The following is a 19,277-nucleotide window of genomic DNA, read 5'->3' as shown; positions in this document are numbered from 1 at the left end:
GCGGGCCCGCCGCCGCGGCCCCGCCCCGCGCGCCCCCCCCCCCCCCCCCCACCGCAGAGTGGGTCGACTGGTTCAATGACCAGCTGCTTCACATCATCGGAGACATCCCACCCCGCGAACACGAGACCAACTACTACGCTCCACAGAGGTGGGCAGGGTCAAGGTCTTTGAGAAGTCTCGAGGTGGGCGGTTCGCCTGCTGAGCGCCGGTTGTGACGGCTTGTCGACTTCTGTCGACAGAGACCCTGGATGCAGAACAGGCATGGCCGCTGGTGATCATGTGGGTGGCGAGTCCGTATGAGCACCGAGCGAGTCCATGCCTGCGCACCCATCCTCCCGCATGCCGTCATACCTCCGGCAACTGGGGGACGCCTCCAGCCCCGACCCGCTGGAAGCGGTCGCTGACCTGCGGAATTATCTGGCCGCAGTACCGGACCCGCGGGCCCGCCGCGGCATCCGTCACCCATGGGCGGCCCTGCTCACCGCCGCGGCCGCCGCCGTGCTGGCCGGCGCCGCATCGATCACGGCGATCGGAGAGTGGGTCGCCGACGCCCCGCAGCGCGTCCTGACTCCGCGGCTCTCGTACCGCCAAGCGGCCGGCCACCGCTCTGATTGCTGCGATGACCCACAGCGGCCAGGTCCTCGCCCAACGGCAAGTCGACGGGAAGAGCAACGAGATCCCGGCCTTCGCCCCACTTCTCGACCGCATCGACCTGACCGGCGCGGTGATCACCGCGGACGCCTTGCACACCCAGCACGACCACGCCATCTACCTGCACGAACGCGGCGCCCACTACCTGGCCGTGATCAAGCGGAACCACCCCGCTCTCCACGAGAAGGTCCGCCGCCTGCCCTGGCGTGACGTCCGCCTGGACCACTACGACCGCGGCCGGGGCCACCACCGCGACGAGGTCCGCCGTCTGAAGACGGCCGCGTTCGCCCACCTCGACTACCCGCACGCCCGCCAGGCCCTCCAGGTCGTCCGCTGGAGACGGGACCTGGGAACGGGCAAGCTCTCGATCCAGCGGATCTACCTGGTCACCAGCCTGCCGCCCGGCGCGGCCGACGGCCGCGACCTCGCAGCCTGGATCCGCGGGCACTGGCTCATCGAGAACCAGCTCCACCACGTCCGCGACCGCACCTTCCGTGAGGACGCCTCGAAGATCCGCACCCGCAACCTGCCCCGCGTCATGGCCGGCCTGCGCAACCTCGCCGTCGGCGTCCACCGCCAAGACGGCCACACCAACATCGCCGCCGCCCTCCGCCGCACCGGCCGTGACCACCTGCGACCCCTCACCGCCCTCGGGCTGGCATGACGAACCCGGACACAAGATCACTTCTCAATGACCCTGGGGCAGGGTTGACAGCCGTACGGCTTCCGGCTGCCAACCCTGCCCTGAAGTAGCGGCTTTACCAGTCCAGGTCAGCGCTGGCGAGGATGTCGCCAACGTCGTCCTTCTCTTCTTCCAACGGAGGCTTCCTAAGCCCTTCGAGGACGAGGTTCGAGATGACCGTGTCAAGGTCCTGGTCGGACTGACGGTTTATGAGAGTCTGCAGGTGGGACAGGCCGGCGTTCGCGTACTCCTCGAAGATGAGGACCCGCTCAGGCTGGCGGTCCGCGCTAAGGATCTTCGGGTCGTCGGGGTACTCGACGGCTCCAAGCATGTCGAGGAGCACCTCCCCGTAGTCCCTGCTCTCCATGAGCGCGAGGCGGATCGGCTCATCGGCCTCGTCGAACGGCTTTCGCTCGCCTCGGCGGCGGCCGAGCAGCGCGGCGAACATCATCGCCTCGACCATGGTCGCGAACGTCCCGGTCTTTCTGTCGGTGAGCTTACCGAGCAAGTCCTCATGCGCGCGGGGCCGGCGGAATCGGTCCGTGTAGGCCATCAGAAGGTCACCTTCTCCAGAAGAGTGTGCTCGAAGTCACCGTGTGACACGTACGGAACCTCACGGTTGTTGATCACGATCGTCTCTTCGCCCGCCGACTGGTTCGGCGTGTAAGAACGCAGTACGTACATCTGATTGGCGGCCTGCTGGAGGTTCTCCAGAACCTTGCCCCGCGCCTGCGACTGCGAGAGGAGGGTAATGATCTGAGATGTCAGCGCTGGCAGGGCCTTGGAGATCTCTTCCTGATAGGTCAGGTCGAGGCTGCCGAAGGGGGCATCCATGACGACCGGGTAGACACCGCCGCTGCCGGTCTCGATGGTCACCTCCCCCCTGCTCTTCTTCCGGGCACTGATGTTCCTGGCAACCTCGGAGACCGCGCCGACGAAGCTGAGGCCGAGAATCTGGTTCTCACCGGTGGAGCGGATGGCCACTCCGCTCGCGGTGTGCAGCTCCAGCTCGAAGTCGTCGTTCAGCTCGGGTACGTAGCTCTTGATGAAGATCCGGGAGAATACCTCCTTAACCTTCTTGTCGAGTTGATCGCGGACCTCCTCAGTCTTAATTTCGAGGATCTCCTTCAGCGCGGCACGCACCTTCTCGACGAGCTCGACCTGCTTCTGAACCTTTCGAGCCTTTTCGCTCTTGGCCTCAGCACTCCGGTACTGACGGCCTATGGACTCTGCCTCCTGCCTGATCGAGGTGACCTTGTTCTCAGCCTCCTTGTGCGCGACACGGGCGTCGGTCTCCTTGGAGGCATAGTTCTTCCGGCGCTCGATAAGGCGCTGAACGTCCTGGATGTTCACCCCCTCCAGCTGCCGATCGATATCGGAGCGTTCTGCTTCCAGCTCGCTGATCTCGGCGTCTGCCTTTTGGATGTCGGAAGCGTTGAGGGTGAGCTGCTCCAGAATCTCCTGGCGCCTCTCCTCCAGGTTCTTCATCTTGCCGCTGACCCGCATCCAGCTCTCCTGGACGTCCTCGAGACCGGCATTGTACTTACGCTTGTCCAGCTCCTCGTACTCCTGGGTCCCCTCGCGGACCTCACGGCCACACATGCACAGCTGGGCTTCGAGGATGTCCTCGATGAAGCTGCGCTGGATACCTGCGGGCAGCTGGCGGCGCTCTCGCATCTCGTCTGCGAGCTCAATCACCTTGGTGTCGATCCCGCTGGTCAAAGCCAGGAAGCCGTGTCGCGACAGCAGCTCGCGCTTTCGGCTCTTGTACTCAATGTGCCGGTCATGCGCAGCCTTGATCCGGCGGGTCAGCGAGTCCCGCTTCTTCTGGAGCGGTTCCGCCTCCCTGTTCTGGAGCAGGGCGCGGTCAATGGACTGAACTTCCTTCTGGAAGGCGCTGATCTCGCCGGAGAGACGCAGCATCTCTGCCACCTCTTCCTTCTCGCGGATGGCGAGGTGGTCCATGTGCTCGGACAGCTGCTTCAGCCTGCTGTCCTCCTTGGAATCGATCTCGCTGGCGAGCTTTCGGGAGACCTTCGGAAGATCCTCCAGAGCACGCTCGATGGCTTCCAAGTCCAGAAGGGTCTTGATGGCCTTCTGGACCTCCTCGTTCTTGCCTTCGCCTCCCCGCTTCACGTCGCCGGAGAACATCTTCTCCATGCGCTCACCGTTGAAGAAGAAGAACTGACGCAGGCCCTTGGGCAGAATCTTCTCGATCCGGTCCTGTCCGTTGAGGATGCTCTGGGCTTCGCCGTCCGTCCCGACCTCCGTGACCGTCAACTCAGGCTCGACGGGCTCCTGATCCGCCTTCTCCTTGGTCACAGTAACCTGCCGGACCACAGAGAACCGGGTCCCGTCGTGCTCGAAGTCCAGCCGAACCGAGGCCGTGACGTCCTCCCCGAACGCGGTGTCCGCCCATGCCTTGTCGTGAATGACGCGATGCTGTTGCTCCACGTCTTCCGAGAAAGTGCCGTAGAGAGCCCAGGCGAATGCGTTGAGCAGGGTAGTCTTGCCGGCACCGTTGTTACCGAAGATGAGGACGGCGGGCTTTCCCTCTTCTACAGAAAGATCGAGGAACTGCTCACCGTAGAAGGCGCGGAAGTTCTTCAGCGTCAGCTTGAGCAGCTTCACTTGGTCAGCTCCCTCACGGCGTCTACGATCTTCGGGACGACCTTGGTCGTCTCCCTGATGTGAATGTTCTCGGTCTCCAGGTCGATGACCTTCTGGACGAGGATTTTGGCTTCCCGCGGCAGCTCGTTCAGGACGTCGCGCACCGTTCGTACGGGAAGCTGGCCGGCTGTTTCGTCGCTCACTAGTTACTCCTGGTTCGAGGTAGCAGGTACGAAAGGAATGAGGGTAATTGCAATGAAGGCTCAGGTGTCGAAGATGCCGTAGTGCTCGCGCACGGGGCGGAGGACATTGAGCGTTTCCCCTTCATTGTCAGCGAGGTGAGCGAATTCTTCGACGCGAGCCAGCTCGCGACGGAGCAGGCTGCGTTCGGTCTCGTACTGAATCGCGTCCCCGCCCGCAGGCGGCACGACGACGAAGTCGATGATGTCCGCCCGCTCCTTGCCGGGTGCCTTGCGCAGGACGCGGCCGCGGCGCTGAATGAACTGGCGGGGGTTGGAGGAACTGGACAGGAGGTAGGCGGTCCGGGAGGCCGGGACGTCCACGCCTTCATCCAAGCAGCGCATGGAGGAGATGACCTGGAGGTCGTTGTTCTCAAAGCGGCGCAGGATGTCCAGGCGGGCCGAGCGCTTGGTCTCCGAGGTGTAGCGGGCAGCGGGCATGTGCAGCTCGTTGCCGACTATCTCCATGACCTGGTCAATCTGGCGCGGGCCGTCGGTGCCATGTTCGTGGAGAAGGGGGTGCTTGCCCTCGGCGCAGTAGATCAGCTGGTGGCTGGTGTCCCGGCGCCTTTCGATCTCCGCGTGGAGGATCTCTAGCTTGCCGCGGGCATGGCCGATGATGTCAGCGCGCTTCTTCAGAAGTCGACCGAGCGGGCTGTCCCGGTCGGCGGTCTCCTTCAGGTCTGTGCCGGCCGCGATCAGGCGGGCGATCCTCGCACTGGTCTCTGCGTACAGCTCGGCTTCTTCGTCGTCCAGCTCCACAAGGATGGGCGTGTAGGTGTAACGACACAGAGCGCCGCGGCGGATGGCTTCGCCAATGCCCATCTCGAAGACGACTCGGTCGAAGTAGTCGGTGAGGGCGGCGGTGCCCTCCTCATCGAACCAGCGCTCCGGGGTGGCGGAGAGACCGAGGCGGTACTGGGCCTTCTCCGGGAGGCAGGTACGCAGGTGTGCGGCGCCGAGGTTGTGAGCCTCGTCCGCGATGAGGAGAAGGTGCCCCCGGTAGGAGCTGAGCAGGTTCTGGAAGGCATCGCCGCTAAAGGTGGCGTTGGTGGTGACGATGACACCGCCTCGGGTACCGCCGAGGGTGATGTTCTGAAGCAAGCTGTGAGCGCGCGGGGACCATCTACTGGTCGCCTCGTAGGCCCGCAACGGTGTCACGCCGAACCACTCGATGTCCTTGGCCCATTGGTCGACTAGATGCTGGTACGGGGCCACGACGACGGTGAGGAGTGAGGCGGACGCATCGCTCTTCCGAAGGAGCGTGCCGAGCTGAGAGGCAGCAGAGAGCGCGGTGAGGGTCTTGCCTGTACCTGTGGCCATGCGGAGGATGCCTCGGCAGTGGTTGCGGAACCAGTTCTGGACGGCTTCCTTCTGGTAGTCGCGAACCTTCAGACTGGGCGGGATCGCAAGCGTGCCAGGAGTAGGCAGCGGCGTGGTGCGGATGGGGGTTCCGCAGGTCGGGAGGTCATCCAGCTCGTACTGGTCGGCGGTGGCCCGGGCGCTGCGCTCGACGATCACCTTGGCGGCCTCAGTAAACGGGATGACGCGCAGCATCCGCGTGCGGTTTTCCCAGAGGTCATCGAAGTCCTTGCTTATGCGCGCGGCCCGGCGTGCATCGCTCGGATCCCAGCTCCGGTAGACCTCGATCGCCTCGAAGTTGCCGACGAGGCCGGAGCGGGTCTCGTTGGCGCTGCCCTTGAAGGCGATGACGTCTCGGCCGTCCCTGAAGACACCAATCTTCTCGTGGTATATGCCGACGCGGCCACGCTCTTCGACATAGGCCAGCTTGAAATCGACTCGGTGCTCGGCGACCAGTCGTCCGAGCTTGCCGAGGCCGCGGGCTGCCCGCGCGTCCTCGACCGCCTGCTCCAGGTCGCGGAGGGCAGCACGCTGGAGCACTTCGCGCAGCTCGTAGCCGTCCTCAATGTCCTTGATGTCGACAGGGTCAAGGTAGGGGGAGGCGATGATCCGCATAGTGCCGCCGCGCGCGGTGAACTCGTCGATTCCCTGCCCGAGCGTGGCGATCACGGACGCAGCGAAGTAGCCCACGGCCCGGTCATAGGCGGTGGAGGCAGCGAGGGCAGGCAGGTAGAAGTCCTCGACAAGGTTGTTACGGTCGCTGCGGTAGTCGGACTCAGCGCCGCAGTCGCGGAGGAAAAGGGAAGCCACCATCAGATCAACCCCAGATGGTCCATGAGGTCGTCCACGTCGGGGGCCTCTTCGACGGGGTGGGGCTGCTGCTCGGCCGACGCGTCGGCCTCAGCGGTGCTGGCTGCGGGGGCAGTTGCTTCCTCGGAGCCAGTGTTCAGGTCATCACCTATACGGCGGACGATCCCTCCGCGTGCAGTGAAGGGTGCAATGGACATGGCGGCCCGCAGGCTGGACTCCTTGATATCGAAGTCTCGGCGGAGAAGCGCCACGACCTTGTCTGCCTCAACCTGGCCGCCGTGTGCATCGACCATATCGGAGATCAGTTCCTTGATCGGCTTGTACACCGGGAGGTGCCACTCGGTCAGCGCCCACTGGTTCCGCTGGCTCCGGCTGAAGCGGGCATCCCCTTCGATCTGTTGCCGGAGATACTGGATCCCGATGGTGACGCCCGTGCGCTCCTTCAGTTCCTCGGTAGTCAGCGGGATGTCCGCCTCGCGCAAGGCAGCCTCCACCTTGTCGAGGCGCTCGCGCTCACGCTGAAGCCCGCCGCGCGAGCCGACGCCGCCGGCGGCCTCGGTGGTCGAGGCGGACGCTTCTTCTCGGGAGGAAAGACCCTGGGCCGAGATCGCTGCAGCGGAGGGGGCAGTCGTGTCAGAACCGTTCTGGAGGCACCAAGCTCCCCTGGCCGTGATCGCGAAGCGCGCATCCGTGAAGAGCGCTTCTGCCACTTCTCCCTGTGGCACAACTCCGTCCAGCGCACCCTCGATGAGCGAGGTGCTCATGCCCTCAGCGCAGCCTTCGAGGAGTTGCGCGATGAGGTCTCCGGGCGATGCCTCCAGACCCGCTTCGTCGGCATCCGCCAGCATGCCTGCAGGCGGAATGGATTCGTCACCCTCTGCTTCCCTGTTTCTGACTTCCTCGATCACACTCGAAGAACTATTACCCTCCGTAGCATTCTGATCCATCGAGGTTCCTTCACCTCGCACTGCCCGACGCCGCTCAGAATCGGTGGAACGATCCGGCACAACCCAGCCCTCGTCCGCCGTGAAGGCGGTGTCGCGAAGCATGCGGGAGACCACTCCAAGCTCCCCGTCCACCGTCTCCGCCTCACCAAGGAGGTCACCGAGAGTAAGAATACTCTCGCCTTTTTTATTTACTAGGATGAGGGCGGACAGCTGCTCGACCAGCTCGGACAGCTCGCCAGAGGCGACAGCGGTCTCAGTCGGCTGGAGCTTGGAGCGAGTCAACGAGATCTGGTTTCCCTCGCAGTCAAGACCGCAGTGAATCAGCCACTGACGTAGGGTGTCGAGATCACTGGGGGCAGGCACCTGACGTGCGTCAAGGAGAGCGGAGGCTGTCGACAGGCTCATTACCTCGTCGACATCAAGATCAAGGGCTCTCACCGTGGCGGCGCCACAATCTTCCAGGTCGTCCGCGAAGATCCACTGTCCGGTCGGGGAAGCGGAGATAGTCGCATCCAGCCAGCGCATGCCGGTGAACAGGCGGAGGACGGTGAGCCTGTCACCAATACTCTCGCCAAGCCAAGCGTGGCGGTCTAGAAACGAACTGACGAGGCAAGGTTTTCGCAATTCAAGTTCCGCGCGCTCTATCCAGGCATGAAGTATCGAATCCTCCTCGATACTGCGGTTGAAATTCTCCATGAGAAAATTTCGGCGCTGCCGCGCAGTTTCCTGAAGAAGGGCATGCCGAGAAGCAAGCTCGCCTAGCGGAACCGGATCCTCTGCGTAGAAGTGATGCAGGACGAGGTCCCGGTCGAAGTTGCTGAGCCCCTTGTACCAACGGTCGAATACGTTCATGGCCTTCAGAGGTAGGGGTGGACGATGATCAGCACGCTGGGAGCAGCGCCTCATCACACGGAGCGACCGGACTGCCGGTCACCGCACGTTAAAAGCGTCATCGGGTTGTTCGTTCCAGCACACCCCTGTGTCTCTTCCCCCCTCCTGGGACACCAGCGACAGCGTGTCGCTTCGACGGTACAGGGGACGCCCTAAACTCATCCATGGTTTCTTGATCTGCAGCAGAGGCGGAACGGTGGGCGCGGCTTCCTGAAGCCTCACGCCCCGTCCATGTAGCGAGCACCCCTCCAGATCGCCTGGCCTGCCTGCCCGACGGCCTGCCCTACCGATCAGTGGCGGCCTCTCAGCATCAGCGGGACAGTCACACCCACCGTTCCGTTCTCTTCCTCCCACCCTTCGATCCCGCTGATCTACCGCTCGTTGATCTTCACGTTCTCCGCTTTGTTCGCCGTCACGACTCCTGAGCCGTGACCGCCAGGGGGCGGCAACCAGGCCGCCTGCAGGTCCGGTAGACCAAGCAGGAACTACAGGACACAGGCGGTGGCTGGCTGGGCGGCGAGAGGTCCAGGCGGCCGTTGCCAGGTACCAGTCGGCGAAGTCTTCGTCACACCACAGCCCGTCCAGGTGGTCTCTCACCCACATCGCCGTCCTACCGCCCGGTTTGCCCGCCCGCGCCATCTGCACGGTCAAAGAGGGGACTTGCTCACAAGAACGGACGTGGAGCGACAATGGGCACCTCAGCAACTGCATCGGTCCTTGAACAGAGCCGAGCGTGCTCGTTGATCACACTGCCCGTCGGGACCCCAAGATCCCCAACGGAGTCAAGTTGATGAGCGTATTTGAAGGGGTGGACGGAACATCCACGGGCAGAAAGCCGACATGGACGAACTGATCGGAGAGTGGGCAACGCAGGTAGCGGAAGCCGAACTCAGCACCGCACTCCCACGCCGATGGGCGCACGTCCAGGGAGTGTCAGAACGTGCGACCGAAGTCGGGCAGGTGCTCGGCAAAAGCACCAGCCTGCTCGTTGCTGCTGCCACGCTGCACGACGTGGGGTACGCGCCGCGGCTGGCCGTGACGGGGTTCCATCCGCTGGACGGGGCTCGGTTCCTGCGTGACGAGCATGGTGCGGACGAGCGGTTGGTGCGGTTGGTGGCGAACCACTCGTTCGCGCTGCTGGAGGCCGAGGAGCGCGGGCTGCGGGAGGTGCTGGAGGCGGAGTTCCCGTTACTGGAGGACCAGTTACTGGTGGACGCGCTGGTCTACTGCGACATGACGACGACGCCCGACGGGGAGCGGACCACCGCCGAGGAGCGGGTGGCCGAGATCCGGGGCCGCTACGGGGACGACAGTGTGGTGGGGCGGTTCATCCGCCGGGCGGCGCCGGAGATCTTCGCCGCGGTGGGTCGGGTGGAGGAGGCGCTGGGGGTACCTCCCATGCCCGAAGGGGCTATGGGGGATGCTCAGTCCAGGTGGGGGTAGGTGCCGGCGAGGTAGTCGCCGATCTGCCGGCGCATGCTGGGATGGATGTCGTACCGGTCCAGGTCGGCCGGGGGAACGAAGCGGACGCCGTCGGCCTCGTCGTTGACCGTGGGTTCGCCGCCGACGGGGCGGCCGATGCAGGTGGTCTCGTACTGCTGGCGGATCTCGCCGTCGGTGTAGGCGACGATGTGGTGCGGGTTGGTGTAGACGCCGAGGAAGCCGGTGATCTCGGCGATGATGCCGGTCTCCTCCAGGCATTCGCGCACCGCGCACTGCGCTGCCGTCTCCCCGATGTCCTGGGCGCCGCCGGGCAGGGCCCACTGGCCGGTGTCGCGCCGACGCTGGAGCAGGATGGCGCCGTCCGCGTCGGCGACGAGCAGGTTGCTGGCGGGGATGAGGGTGTTCGCCTTGGGGGCGTCGGGGTCGTGGTAGTACTCAGTCCTGCCCATGGGCGGCCATCCCCTCCTGGTCGGGCGTCCAGGGCCGGGCACCGGCCCAGACGGCGTCGAAGCTCTGAGCGTAGTTGTCGAACCACCCGGCGGCGTCGACTCTTCGGAGGTGGAGAAGAGGATTGGCGCTGGCCGGCTGGCCCCAGATGTGCGGGTTGACCAGCAGGTGGTCGTCGTAACGGAACATCGATGTGTAGAGCGTGGTGTCGTGCAGCCGCACCTCGCATCCCTCCTCGGAGAGCAGGGAGCGGTAGTAGGTCAGGGAGGCGCGGACCTTGGCGGCGAGGGTGTCGCCGATGCCTTCCTCCCGGCCCCGGACGGCGACCGCCCGGCCCGCCGGGTCGCCGAAGCACAGGCGGACCCGGACGCCGTCGGCCGCGCGCTCGGCGAGCATCTTGGCGACGTGCGGGTTGGACTGGGCGAAGAAGGTGCCGGAGAAGACGAGTACGCCGATCTCCTTCCGGGCCTCCCGCAGCAGTGAGAGCCACATCTCGCGGGGAATGCTGGCGCGGTTGGCGTAGGTGCCTACGAGTTCGGCGCCTGATCCGGCGGCGGGGCGGCCGGTCCGGGGTTGCGGGGCTGGCCAGAGGAAGGTCTCCTCCACCCGCAGGTGCTGCGCGACACGGAAGCGGTGCCGTGGATGGGGTACGCGCCCGCCCAGCCAGCGGCTGACGGTCTTGGGGTCCACCCCGCAGGCTTCGGCGAGCGACTCGGGCGGGACGCCGCGCTGGGCGAGTACGGAGTGAAGTCGCTCGTTCACAGGGTCCATGGAAGCCGAGGCGGGCGTGATCGGGCAAGGACGTTATGGGACGTTCCTGCGAGGCCGGCGCCGCGCCCGGGTGCTTACCCTGGCGGAATGCAGCTCATCGTCCTGTGGGACATCGACCACACGCTCATCGACAACGCAGGGGTGAGCAAGGAGATCTACGCGGCCGCGTTCTCGGCGCTGGCGGGTCGTCCGCCGACCGGACCGGCACGGACCGAGGGCCGCACGGACCGCCTGATCATGCGGGAGATGTTCCTGCGTGAGGGTCTGCCCGAGCCGGACTGGGCCGCCGTCGAGGCCGCCCTCGCCCTCGCCGGCCAGGAGCGGCTTGAGGAGCTGCGCAGGCGTGGGACGGCTCTGCCGGGCGTGCGTGACGCGCTCAAGACCGTCTCGGTACAGGACGGTTGGGTGTCGTCGGTCCTGACCGGGAACATCGCGGCCAACGCCCGGGTGAAGCTGTCGGCCTTCGACCTCGGCCCTCTGCTCGACCTGTCGGTCGGAGCCTACGGTGCCGACGCGCTCCAGCGCCCCGGCCTCGTGGCCGTCGCCCGGGAGCGCGCCCGCCTTCTTCGCGATGTGCGCCCTGACGTGCCCGTGGTGCTGGTGGGTGACACGCCACGGGACGTGGAGTCCGCACTCACCACGGGTTCCGGGATCGTCGCGGTCGCCTCGGGCATCCACAGCGCCGAGGAGCTGGTCGCCGCCGGCGCGTCCGTCGTACTGCCCGACCTGTCGGACACCGCGGACTTCCTGAGGATCCTGGAGTCCTTCGCGGCGCGCTGAAAACGTCCCGGGACGTCCTCGGAGCGTCCGGATACGCGGTGACGCGGTCCCCGTACGCTCCGCCACCATCGGGTCTCCAACCGGGCGACTGGCCGGAGGAGGCCCACGTGATCGCGGAAGTCACCGGTATCCGCAGGATCCGGATGCTGTACCTGCAGCTGCTGTACCGCTGCAACTTCGAGTGCCTGCACTGCTTCCACGGCACCCGACTCCAGCACGCCGACGCCTTCACCGCCGAGCAGGCCGCCAACCTCCTCACGCTCATGCGGGACCGGTACGGCACCGAGGCCGTCACCCTCCTCGGCGGCGAGCCGTTCGTCTACAAGGACCTCGCCCGGGTGGTCCGGCACGCCCGGCAGGAGCTGGGCCTGCGGGTCGAGATCTGCACCAACGGCTACCGGATCGAGCGCCGGCTGGCCGAGATCGCCCCGCACCTGGACCTGCTGCGGGTCTCGTTGGAGGGTGTCGGCTCGACCAACGACCACATCCGCAGGTCCGGGAGCCACCAGAGCGCGCTGAACGCGCTCGGCCTCGCCCGGGAACTCGGCGTCCCCACGGGCGCGACCGTGACGGTCACCTCCCGCAACATCGACGAGGTACTGCCGCTGGCCCGCGTCCTGGAGCACTTCGGGGTACGGCAGTTGAAGCTGCACTGCCTGCGTCCGGTCGGCAACGCCGCCGCCCACCCGGAGCTCCTGGTCACCGACCCCGCCGCGTACGCCCGCCTGCGCGAGCGGCTCCGGGAGGCCCAGCCGGCCGTCGAGGTGGTCGTCGACGAGGACCTGTCCGAGCACGGCGCCCCGGAGGTCTGCGCACCCGCCGGCGGCCCGACCGAGATCGAGCGGATCGAGGCCGACCCGCGCGGTGCGCTCACCATGTCCTGCAAGGCCGTCGGCAGGGACGCGCACGCCTTCTGGTACGACAAGCGCGCCAATCGCATCGCCCACCGGCCCACCGCCACCGACGAACTGGCCCTCGCGGTGCCGGACGTGGTCGTGGTGTACGGCCGTGTCTGACCGCCCGCTGTTCGAGAGCCTCGAAGGACTCCGCGGCACCGGCAAGTCGACCATCGCGCCGATGCTGGCAGCGGCCCGCGGCGCGGTGCTGGTCCCGACCGTACCGCCCGCCTACCAGCGCCTGCGGCGCGACGTGGACACGCGGGGGAACATCGAGGCACGGATGTGCTTCCACCTCTCCGCGCTGTTCACCGCGGCCGACGAGATACGGCGCCATCTCGCCCTCGGCATCCCGGTCGTCGTGGAGAGCTACTTCGCCCGCTGCCTGGCCACCCACCACACTTTCGGCACTCGCCTCGGGATCACGCTGCCGCCCGACCTGCCGCAGCCCGTCACCTACCACCTGGTCTGCGGAGAGGACGAGCGCCGACGGCGCCTGGCCGGGCGGGACAAGCCGGTGACCCACTGGGACGCCCTCGCCGAGGCCGCCGTCGACCGGCTCACCGCCGCCTACGCCCGGTTCCCGATGCACCGTGTGGACACCACCGGCCTCAGTCCCGACGAAGTCCTCCGGGCGATCCTCACCATCGACACGCAAGGAGCCCACCACCGTGCGGACACAGAGCCTGTGGGAGCACACCCTCACCTTCTTCCCCCAGTTCCTCGCCGCGCTGAAGGAGCACACCACCGCTGACGCCACCGTCGCGGTCGTCGGCGCGAGCGACGGCAAGTTCGTCCTGCCGCTGGCAGCCGCCGGTTACCGCGTCATCGCCATCGAACGCGACCCGCTGGTCCTGCACGGCGGCGAGGTCCGCCTTCCGGGTGAGGAGCACACCCACGCGATGGGCCTGACCGACCGGCTCGAACTTGAAGAGCTCCACGGCCGCGTGCAGGTCGTCGAGGGCGACTTCCTCCAGAACGAACCGCCGGGCACGCCCTGCGACGCGGTCTGGACGAGCTGTTCCTGGCATTACAGTGCCAACCACCACCGCCCGCTCGCCGAGTTCGTCCACCGCATGCAGCGCCTGGTCGGTCCGGGCGGCCTCTTCGGCGCGGAGTTCATGATGCCCGTCGAGCACCGCCCCCACCTGGTCGAGCACTACATGTCCCCGGAAAGGCTCCGGCGCCACTTCATCGGCGACTGGAACGTGCTACTCACGCTGCGCACGAACGAGTTCACCGAACGGGCCCACGTCGGCCGGCTCCAGGACCACACCCACCGCATGGGTCTGATCCTCGCGGCCCGTACGCCCGGCCCCTCCCACCGATACGGGAAGAAGGACTCATGAAGCACGAGTACGAAGCGAAGTTCCTCGCCGTCGACGTCGTCGGCCTGCAGACCAGGCTGACCCGGCTCGGTGCCGTCCAGGTGCTCCCGCGCACCCTCCTCACCCGCAAGATCTTCGAGAACGACACCCTCGACGTCGGCGCCTGGATCCGCCTGCGGGACGAGGGCACCCGATCCACGCTCACGCTCAAGCAGGTCACCGACGCCACCACCATCGACGGCACCACCGAGGTCGAGACCGAGGTGGCCGACCTGCACGCCATGGCCGAGATCCTTCGCCGTATCGGGCTGCGCCAGGTCCGCTACCAGGAGAACTACCGGGAGGAGTGGCGCCTGGGCGAGGTCGTCTTCGACTTCGACACCTGGCCGGACCTCCCCACCTTCGTCGAGATCGAGGGCCCGGACGAGGCATCGGTCCGCCAGGCCGCCGCCCTCCTCGAACTCGACTACTCCGAGGCTCGGTTCGGCAGCGTCGACGAGATCTACAAGAGCGAGGCGGGCCGCGACATCCTCTCCGAGCCCACCCTCCTCTTCGCCGACTCCGAGAAGGGCGAGTCCCGCCCCGTGCCCACCCAGGGCACCTGACCCCCGGGGGAGCACCGTGCTTCCGGAACCGGCCGGGCCACACAGGGCGGCACCGGGCATCCCCGACTTCGCCCGGGGCGGGCTTCCCGCCCCGGCGGCCACCGACGACGGAAACCGGTGGGTCAACGGCTCCTGCTGGCTCTACTGCGGCCGGCGGTGGACCCGCGTCCTGTGGATCGGTCCCGTGAACGTGGCCGGTGTCCAGGCACCGATGTACGCCTGCGGCCTCTGCATCCGGAAGCTGCAGGAGCAGGTATGGCAAGCCGTTCTCCTCAACGACGCACCGACGCGCTCCGCGCAACCCGGCGCTCCCGCCGGAGCCGAGTCGCCCGGCAGGCGGCGTGGAGAAAGGCACCGAGCACGAGGCGGCTTCCCGCGGCGCGGCTGAACACCGCCCGGGCCGGCGAGCCGCCACCTCCTACCCCGTCCCCGTGGACGACTCCCCTACGGCCACGGGGCGGCCCCGGCAACACCAGCACCTCCGCACACCACAGCTTCCCGCCGAACCCGGCGGGAGAACCGGTAGAGGAAGGAGCACCAAGTGGGAGACACCACCCCCTCCGTGGAGGAGGGTCTTCTGGTCGCCGTGGAAGTCCTCGCGAGCATCCACGACCGGCACGACAGCAGCGCCTCCGACCCGGGGCGGGGCAGCTCCGGTGACGGCCCCTGGCCCGGTGGCGACGGCCTGAACCACGCGGCGTAACCGCCGGCTCTCCGGTGGTGGGGGGGGGGGGGGGGGGGCGCCCCCCGCCGCCCCCCCCCCCCCCCCCCACGGCCAGCGCCAGGGTGTCGTCGGGGTGCAGGATGACCGTGTGCATGTCCTCGGCGATGGAGCCGGGAACCTCCGCGATGGGTCTGTCCGCATGGCGGCGGGCCGCCTCGACCAGCCGCTTCTCGCCCTCCCGCGGGTCCTTGCGGCTCTCGGTGAGGCCGTCGGTGTAGAGGATGAGCATGTCCCCGGGGCCCATCCTGGCGTGCAGCAGGCGCTCGCTGCCCGGCAGCGGGTAGCCGATGCCCCGGCCGCGTACCTCCAGGTACTCGGGCTCGCCTCCCGCCGGCAGCAGCAGTGCGGGCGGGTGGCTGCCGTTGGCCAGGAACAGGTCGCCGGTGGCCGGGTTGAACCGGGCGAGCAGCACGGTGGACATCAGCTCGCTGTCGAAGGGCATCAGGATCTCGGCCGTCCGGGCGATGATCGACTCCAGCGGATGTCCCTCCAGAGCCAGGGTCCGCACCGCGTGGGTGACGTTGAGGGCGCCGCGGGTACTGGTCACACCGTGGCCGAGGGCGTCGACGACGGTGATGTGGACGGTGCCGTCGGGAAGCTGGAGCCAGTCGTACAGGTCCCCGCCGGTGGGAGCGTCGGTGCCGGCCGGCGCGTAGTGGACGGCCATCTCCAGACCCCCGACCTCGATCGGGGCGGGCCGCAGCGCGTCCTCCAGTTCGCGCAGGGTCTGGCCGTGGGCCTTGCGCAACTGCTCGTCGCGCTCCTCCAGCTGGACGTAGAGGGCGAGGGTGCCCCGGTTGGTCTCGGCCAGTTCGTGCTTGAGCCGCCGGTGCTCGGCGGTGAGGGCGTCCAGGCGGGCCAGCACGGCGCGCAGCTCCTGCTCCGCCGCGTGGTCCTCCGACGTGGGGCAGTCGCTCCCGGCCGCCGGTCCGCCGCCGGTCCGGGCCGGCGGGACCGTGCCCGCGTCACCGTCGCCTCCCTGCCCGGGCAGCGGCATGCGCCAGGTGACCGAGCCTCCGGAGGCGAACTGGGCGGGGAGGGGCAGGCCCGCGATGCCGTCGCGGTCGGCCGTCAGATCGCTGAGGGTGTCGAGGGTGACGACGAGCTGCCCCGGCGGACCGCCGGCGGGCGGCTCGACATGGGCCTCCAGCCGCACCGGCCGTCCCGCCGCGATCTCGGCGCGCGCCAGGTCCACCGCGGACATCACCAGCCGGGCCCTGGTCTCCACCGGCAGCCGGTGGACGCGAGCGATTCCGCGCACCGCGTGCCGCAGGCTCGGCAGTGTGTGGTGGTGGGAAGTGGTGTTGTCGGTCATGGAACCTCTACGCCGCTTGGACGGTGAGCACCGTGGCATCGTCCCGGACGCGCCGGTGCCCGTGGGCCAGGGCCGCCGCCAGCAGGGACGGCGGAAGCCGCAGCAGAAAGGTGGGCGGGCTGTGCGACCAGCGGGACTCGATGCCGTCGCTGTGCAGGACGACCGCCGCCCCTCGCGCCAGGTGCACGGTGCGCGGCCGGGGGGTGGGAACGTTCCAGCCCACGATGCCGGGCTGGCCGGCCATCCGGTGGAGCACCTCGCCGCCCGAGAGCACCGTGGCGCGGATGTTGCCCGTGCCGCAGTACTCGGCACGGTCGGGGTGCACCCGCACCACGCCCGCCGCCGCGCCGCGGGTGTGGCGCAGCGAGCGGTGCAGCGAGGTCAGGATGTCGGCCAGAGGGCGATCGGGTGCGGTGTGGAAGGATCGCAGGGCGGAGCGGGCCGCCTCGGCGGCCGCGGCGCCGTGTCCCAGTCCGTCGACGACGAGGCCGGTGAGGGCATCCCCGGTGCCGGCCACGGTGCAGGCGTCGCCGCAGCGCTTCTCGCCGTGGGCGGGCAGGCACACCGATCCGACGCCGTACCGGTCCTGCGGCCGTCCGCCCGGAGCGGACAGCCGGGCGTTGACCAGGGTGCCCGAGCCCGGCTGGGTGCGGATGGTGAACTCGGTGGCGATCCGGCGGACCGCTCCCAGCCCGGCTCCGAGGGAACCGGTGGTGGTGTAGCCGTCGGCCATCGAGCGGTCCAGGTCGCGGATGCCGGGGCCGCGGTCGACGGCGGTGATCTCCACGCCGTCGCCCCGGAGCGTCGGTTGCACGTACACCGTTCCGTCGGCGGCGTGCTTGACCTGGTTGCTGGCCAGCTCGCTGGCGACGACGGCCGCCTGGTCGGGCATGGCCCCGGGCAGCCCGCACCGCTGTGCGCAGCCGCGCGCGGCCGAGGCCGCCACGTGGATCGCGCTCTCGTGGTCGATGCGGATCTCTTCGGTCAGGGCCTCCGCGACGGGGGACGACGGGCTCACTGCGTGTTCCAGCGGGTCACGCTGATGGTGGTGCCCCGGCCCGCCTCGGTGTGCACCTCGAACTCGTGCATGAGGCGGCGCGCGCCTCCCAGCCCGTGCCCCAGACCGGAGCCGGTGGTGAAACCGTCGGCCAGCGCGGCCTCCAGATCGGGGATGCCGGGCCCCTCGTCCCTGACGGTCAGCCGCACGCCCCGGCGTCCGGCGTTCCTGGGGAACTCGATGGTCACCGTGCCGCCCCCGCCGTGGATGTAGGCGTTGCGCGCCAGCTCGCTGGCGGCGGTGACGACGCGGGTCTGGTCGACGAGTCCGAAGCCGGTCTCGACGGTGGCGGCCCGCACCGCGTGCCGGACCGTGATGAGGTCCTCGTCGGTACGGACCGGATAGGTGGTCCGGGCGCTCGCGCCTCCGCCGCCTCCCTCGGCGGGTGCCGGTGGGGCGCTCACCGTCCTTTCACCCGAGAGTTTCACGCCGGGTCCCCCCTTCCGGGGGCCGCGGGGCGTGGTGCCAGCCCAGTGCGGCCATCCCCTGCTCCGCGTTGAGTGCGGTCTCCACCCCGTTGAGTCGCAGGCCCAGCTCGACGAGGGTGATCGCCACGGGCGGCCGCATGCCGGCCACGATCACCCGGGCGCCCAGCAGCCGGGCCATGGTACTCAGCTCGGTCAGGGTACGCGCCACGAAGGAGTCGATGATCTCCAGCCGGGAGATGTCGATGAGGACGCCCGTGGCCCGCTCGGTGGCGATGCGCTCGGTCAACTCGTCGGCGAAGACGGTGGCCGTCTTGTCGTCGAGCTCGTTGATGAGCCCGGTGACCAGTACGTCACCGAGTCTGAGGATGGGGATGTCCATGGACTGGCGGCCGGTCATCGGTTCGTGGTCGTTCCGGTGGCCGGTGAGTCCTGTCCCGTCATGTCGACCGCCGCGGCCAGGGCGTCGGCGAGGGTGGCACGGGTGAGGATGGTGGACAGGTCGATGCCCAGCTGGGCGATGGTCTGAGCGATGGAGGGCCGCACGCCGCTGATGAAGCAGTCGGCGCCCATCAGGCGCACCGCGTTGACGGTCTGCATCAGGTGCTGGGCGACGGCGGTGTCGACCGTCGGCACACCGGTGATGTCGATGATCGCGACCCGGGCGTCGTGGGTCTGGATGGACTGCAGGAGGTTCTCCATCACCACCTGGGTGCGCGCGGTGTCCAGGGTGCCGATCAGCGGCACGGCCAGGATCCGCTTCCACAGGTGGACCACGGGGGTGGACAGTTCCAGCAGCTGGCGGCTCTGCCGCTGGATGATCTCCTCACGGCGCTCCACATAGGCGTTGAAGGACAGGGCGGCGGCCTCGTCCAGCAGCCGGTTGATGGTCAGAGCCGCCGGGAACAGCTCCCGCGGGTCGTGGTTGTCGCGCTCCACGGCCTCCAGCAGGGCGTCCTTGAGCGCCAGGATGGCCAGGGAGGTGGCGGTGGGGGTCGCGCCGCTGCGCTCCCTGCGCAGGGACAGCTCCATCACCGCGTCGCGCAGGTCGTGGTGGGCGTCGACCACGCTCTCCATCCCGTAGTCGCTGTTGAGGGCCCCGCCCAGCAGGACGAGGAGCGCGTCGGCCTCCTCACGCAGCTCGCCCTCGTCCATTCCGATCGCCGCACGCTCCCGCTGCAACTGCACCCACCGGTCGGCGATCTCGTCGCCGCGCTCGCGGATTGCGGTTGTCAACCGGTCTCGCACGGCTGCGTCGCTGGGGTTCACTGACAGGCCCTCTCACAGTCGTTCG

The 19,277-nt window shown here is 68.1% G+C and carries 18 protein-coding genes and 2 pseudogenes; 8 read left to right on the top strand and 12 right to left on the bottom strand.

From position 1 onward, the window contains the following. Window positions 1-315: 315 nt before the first annotated feature. Both AC2CJA_RS03520 and AC2CJA_RS03515 read left to right on the top strand, forming a co-directional pair. Window positions 316-507 (top strand): annotated as a pseudogene (locus AC2CJA_RS03520) (ISAs1 family transposase); the annotation flags it as partial. Between the two features lie 112 nt (window positions 508-619). Beyond that, on the top strand, window positions 620-1,315 hold the full coding sequence (locus AC2CJA_RS03515) for an ISAs1 family transposase (RefSeq protein WP_484601160.1): 696 nt from the start codon (window positions 620-622) through the stop codon (window positions 1,313-1,315). 94 nt (window positions 1,316-1,409) lie between these two features. Here the strand turns inward: AC2CJA_RS03515 and AC2CJA_RS03510 are convergent, their stop codons facing one another. The 5 genes from AC2CJA_RS03510 to AC2CJA_RS03490 are packed head-to-tail and all read right to left on the bottom strand — an operon-like array spanning window position 1,410 to window position 8,153. Continuing rightward, the gene (locus AC2CJA_RS03510; RefSeq protein WP_484601159.1) at window positions 1,410-1,886 is read right to left on the bottom strand and encodes a DNA phosphorothioation-associated protein 4; all 477 of its coding nucleotides are present in this window, start codon (window positions 1,884-1,886) and stop codon (window positions 1,410-1,412) included. Beyond that, complete coding sequence (locus AC2CJA_RS03505) at window positions 1,886-3,964, bottom strand: AAA family ATPase (RefSeq protein ID WP_484601158.1); 2,079 nt, start codon at window positions 3,962-3,964, stop codon at window positions 1,886-1,888. Before AC2CJA_RS03505 ends, AC2CJA_RS03510 begins: the two co-directional genes overlap by 1 nt. Beyond that, window positions 3,961-4,146 carry a hypothetical protein gene (locus tag AC2CJA_RS03500; RefSeq protein WP_484601157.1) on the bottom strand — a complete coding sequence of 62 codons (186 nt, stop codon included), beginning with the start codon at window positions 4,144-4,146 and terminating at the stop codon, window positions 3,961-3,963. Before AC2CJA_RS03500 ends, AC2CJA_RS03505 begins: the two co-directional genes overlap by 4 nt. A gap of 60 nt (window positions 4,147-4,206) precedes the next feature. Continuing rightward, window positions 4,207-6,357, bottom strand: a complete 2,151-nt coding sequence (locus tag AC2CJA_RS03495; RefSeq protein WP_484601156.1) for a DEAD/DEAH box helicase family protein — start codon at window positions 6,355-6,357, stop codon at window positions 4,207-4,209. Then, the gene (locus AC2CJA_RS03490) at window positions 6,357-8,153 is read right to left on the bottom strand and encodes a hypothetical protein (protein WP_484601155.1); all 1,797 of its coding nucleotides are present in this window, start codon (window positions 8,151-8,153) and stop codon (window positions 6,357-6,359) included. The genes AC2CJA_RS03495 and AC2CJA_RS03490 overlap by 1 nt, the downstream gene beginning before the upstream one ends. 879 nt (window positions 8,154-9,032) lie before the next feature. Here AC2CJA_RS03490 and AC2CJA_RS03485 point away from each other — a divergent pair. Next, window positions 9,033-9,635, top strand: coding sequence for an HD domain-containing protein (locus AC2CJA_RS03485; protein WP_484601154.1), 603 nt, complete (start codon window positions 9,033-9,035; stop codon window positions 9,633-9,635). On the opposite strand, the gene AC2CJA_RS03480 is transcribed toward AC2CJA_RS03485, so the two are convergent. Next, window positions 9,617-10,084 carry an NUDIX hydrolase gene (locus AC2CJA_RS03480; RefSeq protein ID WP_484601153.1) on the bottom strand — a complete coding sequence of 156 codons (468 nt, stop codon included), beginning with the start codon at window positions 10,082-10,084 and terminating at the stop codon, window positions 9,617-9,619. The two genes, AC2CJA_RS03485 and AC2CJA_RS03480, sit on opposite strands and share 19 nt — an antisense overlap. Then, window positions 10,071-10,844, bottom strand: a complete 774-nt coding sequence (locus AC2CJA_RS03475) for an XRE family transcriptional regulator (RefSeq protein ID WP_484601152.1) — start codon at window positions 10,842-10,844, stop codon at window positions 10,071-10,073. Before AC2CJA_RS03475 ends, AC2CJA_RS03480 begins: the two co-directional genes overlap by 14 nt. Window positions 10,845-10,940: 96 nt before the next feature. Between AC2CJA_RS03475 and AC2CJA_RS03470 the strand changes: the two genes are divergently transcribed. The 5 genes from AC2CJA_RS03470 to AC2CJA_RS03450 all read left to right on the top strand — a co-directional run bounded on the left by AC2CJA_RS03470 (window position 10,941) and on the right by AC2CJA_RS03450 (window position 14,462). Beyond that, on the top strand, window positions 10,941-11,633 hold the full coding sequence (locus AC2CJA_RS03470) for an HAD family hydrolase (RefSeq protein WP_484601151.1): 693 nt from the start codon (window positions 10,941-10,943) through the stop codon (window positions 11,631-11,633). A gap of 107 nt (window positions 11,634-11,740) precedes the next feature. After that, window positions 11,741-12,649: a radical SAM protein gene (locus AC2CJA_RS03465; RefSeq protein ID WP_484601150.1), complete on the top strand. Its 909-nt coding sequence runs from the start codon at window positions 11,741-11,743 to the stop codon at window positions 12,647-12,649. Further along, on the top strand, window positions 12,642-13,283 hold the full coding sequence (locus tag AC2CJA_RS03460) for a P-loop nucleotide/nucleoside kinase family protein (RefSeq protein WP_484601149.1): 642 nt from the start codon (window positions 12,642-12,644) through the stop codon (window positions 13,281-13,283). Before AC2CJA_RS03465 ends, AC2CJA_RS03460 begins: the two co-directional genes overlap by 8 nt. Then, window positions 13,201-13,878: an SAM-dependent methyltransferase gene (locus AC2CJA_RS03455; RefSeq protein WP_484601148.1), complete on the top strand. Its 678-nt coding sequence runs from the start codon at window positions 13,201-13,203 to the stop codon at window positions 13,876-13,878. Before AC2CJA_RS03460 ends, AC2CJA_RS03455 begins: the two co-directional genes overlap by 83 nt. Beyond that, window positions 13,875-14,462 (top strand): class IV adenylate cyclase, encoded by a 588-nt coding sequence (locus AC2CJA_RS03450; RefSeq protein ID WP_484601147.1) that lies wholly within the window; start codon window positions 13,875-13,877, stop codon window positions 14,460-14,462. The genes AC2CJA_RS03455 and AC2CJA_RS03450 overlap by 4 nt, the downstream gene beginning before the upstream one ends. Window positions 14,463-15,295: 833 nt before the next feature. On the opposite strand, the pseudogene AC2CJA_RS03445 reads toward AC2CJA_RS03450, so the two are convergent. The 5 genes and pseudogenes from AC2CJA_RS03445 to AC2CJA_RS03425 form a co-directional block, all read right to left on the bottom strand. After that, window positions 15,296-15,853 (bottom strand): annotated as a pseudogene (locus AC2CJA_RS03445) (PP2C family protein-serine/threonine phosphatase); the annotation flags it as partial. Window positions 15,854-16,508: 655 nt separating this feature from the next. Beyond that, the gene (locus AC2CJA_RS03440) at window positions 16,509-17,519 is read right to left on the bottom strand and encodes a SpoIIE family protein phosphatase (RefSeq protein ID WP_484601146.1); all 1,011 of its coding nucleotides are present in this window, start codon (window positions 17,517-17,519) and stop codon (window positions 16,509-16,511) included. Beyond that, complete coding sequence (locus AC2CJA_RS03435) at window positions 17,516-17,962, bottom strand: anti-sigma regulatory factor (RefSeq protein ID WP_241716117.1); 447 nt, start codon at window positions 17,960-17,962, stop codon at window positions 17,516-17,518. Before AC2CJA_RS03435 ends, AC2CJA_RS03440 begins: the two co-directional genes overlap by 4 nt. A gap of 7 nt (window positions 17,963-17,969) precedes the next feature. Next, window positions 17,970-18,383 carry an STAS domain-containing protein gene (locus AC2CJA_RS03430; RefSeq protein ID WP_241716119.1) on the bottom strand — a complete coding sequence of 138 codons (414 nt, stop codon included), beginning with the start codon at window positions 18,381-18,383 and terminating at the stop codon, window positions 17,970-17,972. Next, complete coding sequence (locus tag AC2CJA_RS03425; RefSeq protein WP_484601145.1) at window positions 18,380-19,252, bottom strand: STAS domain-containing protein; 873 nt, start codon at window positions 19,250-19,252, stop codon at window positions 18,380-18,382. The genes AC2CJA_RS03430 and AC2CJA_RS03425 overlap by 4 nt, the downstream gene beginning before the upstream one ends. Window positions 19,253-19,277: the final 25 nt, after the last annotated feature.

The organism is Streptomyces sp. ATLC9 (assembly GCF_057196705.1).
Note: the sequence above shows the minus strand (reverse complement) of the source record. Positions and strands in the feature narration are given on the sequence as shown.

What these genes read in the sequence shown, in the direction of transcription:
- AC2CJA_RS03515 (WP_484601160.1), top strand. Translation starts at nt 620, where the DNA reads ATGACCCACAGCGGCCAGGTCCTCGCCCAACGGCAAGTCGACGGGAAG.
- AC2CJA_RS03490 (WP_484601155.1), bottom strand. Translation starts at nt 8,153, where the DNA reads ATGAACGTATTCGACCGTTGGTACAAGGGGCTCAGCAACTTCGACCGG.
- AC2CJA_RS03430 (WP_241716119.1), bottom strand. Translation starts at nt 18,383, where the DNA reads ATGACCGGCCGCCAGTCCATGGACATCCCCATCCTCAGACTCGGTGAC.
- AC2CJA_RS03450 (WP_484601147.1), top strand. Translation starts at nt 13,875, where the DNA reads ATGAAGCACGAGTACGAAGCGAAGTTCCTCGCCGTCGACGTCGTCGGC.
- AC2CJA_RS03480 (WP_484601153.1), bottom strand. Translation starts at nt 10,084, where the DNA reads ATGGGCAGGACTGAGTACTACCACGACCCCGACGCCCCCAAGGCGAAC.
- AC2CJA_RS03510 (WP_484601159.1), bottom strand. Translation starts at nt 1,886, where the DNA reads ATGGCCTACACGGACCGATTCCGCCGGCCCCGCGCGCATGAGGACTTG.
- AC2CJA_RS03495 (WP_484601156.1), bottom strand. Translation starts at nt 6,357, where the DNA reads ATGGTGGCTTCCCTTTTCCTCCGCGACTGCGGCGCTGAGTCCGACTAC.
- AC2CJA_RS03485 (WP_484601154.1), top strand. Translation starts at nt 9,033, where the DNA reads ATGGACGAACTGATCGGAGAGTGGGCAACGCAGGTAGCGGAAGCCGAA.
- AC2CJA_RS03470 (WP_484601151.1), top strand. Translation starts at nt 10,941, where the DNA reads ATGCAGCTCATCGTCCTGTGGGACATCGACCACACGCTCATCGACAAC.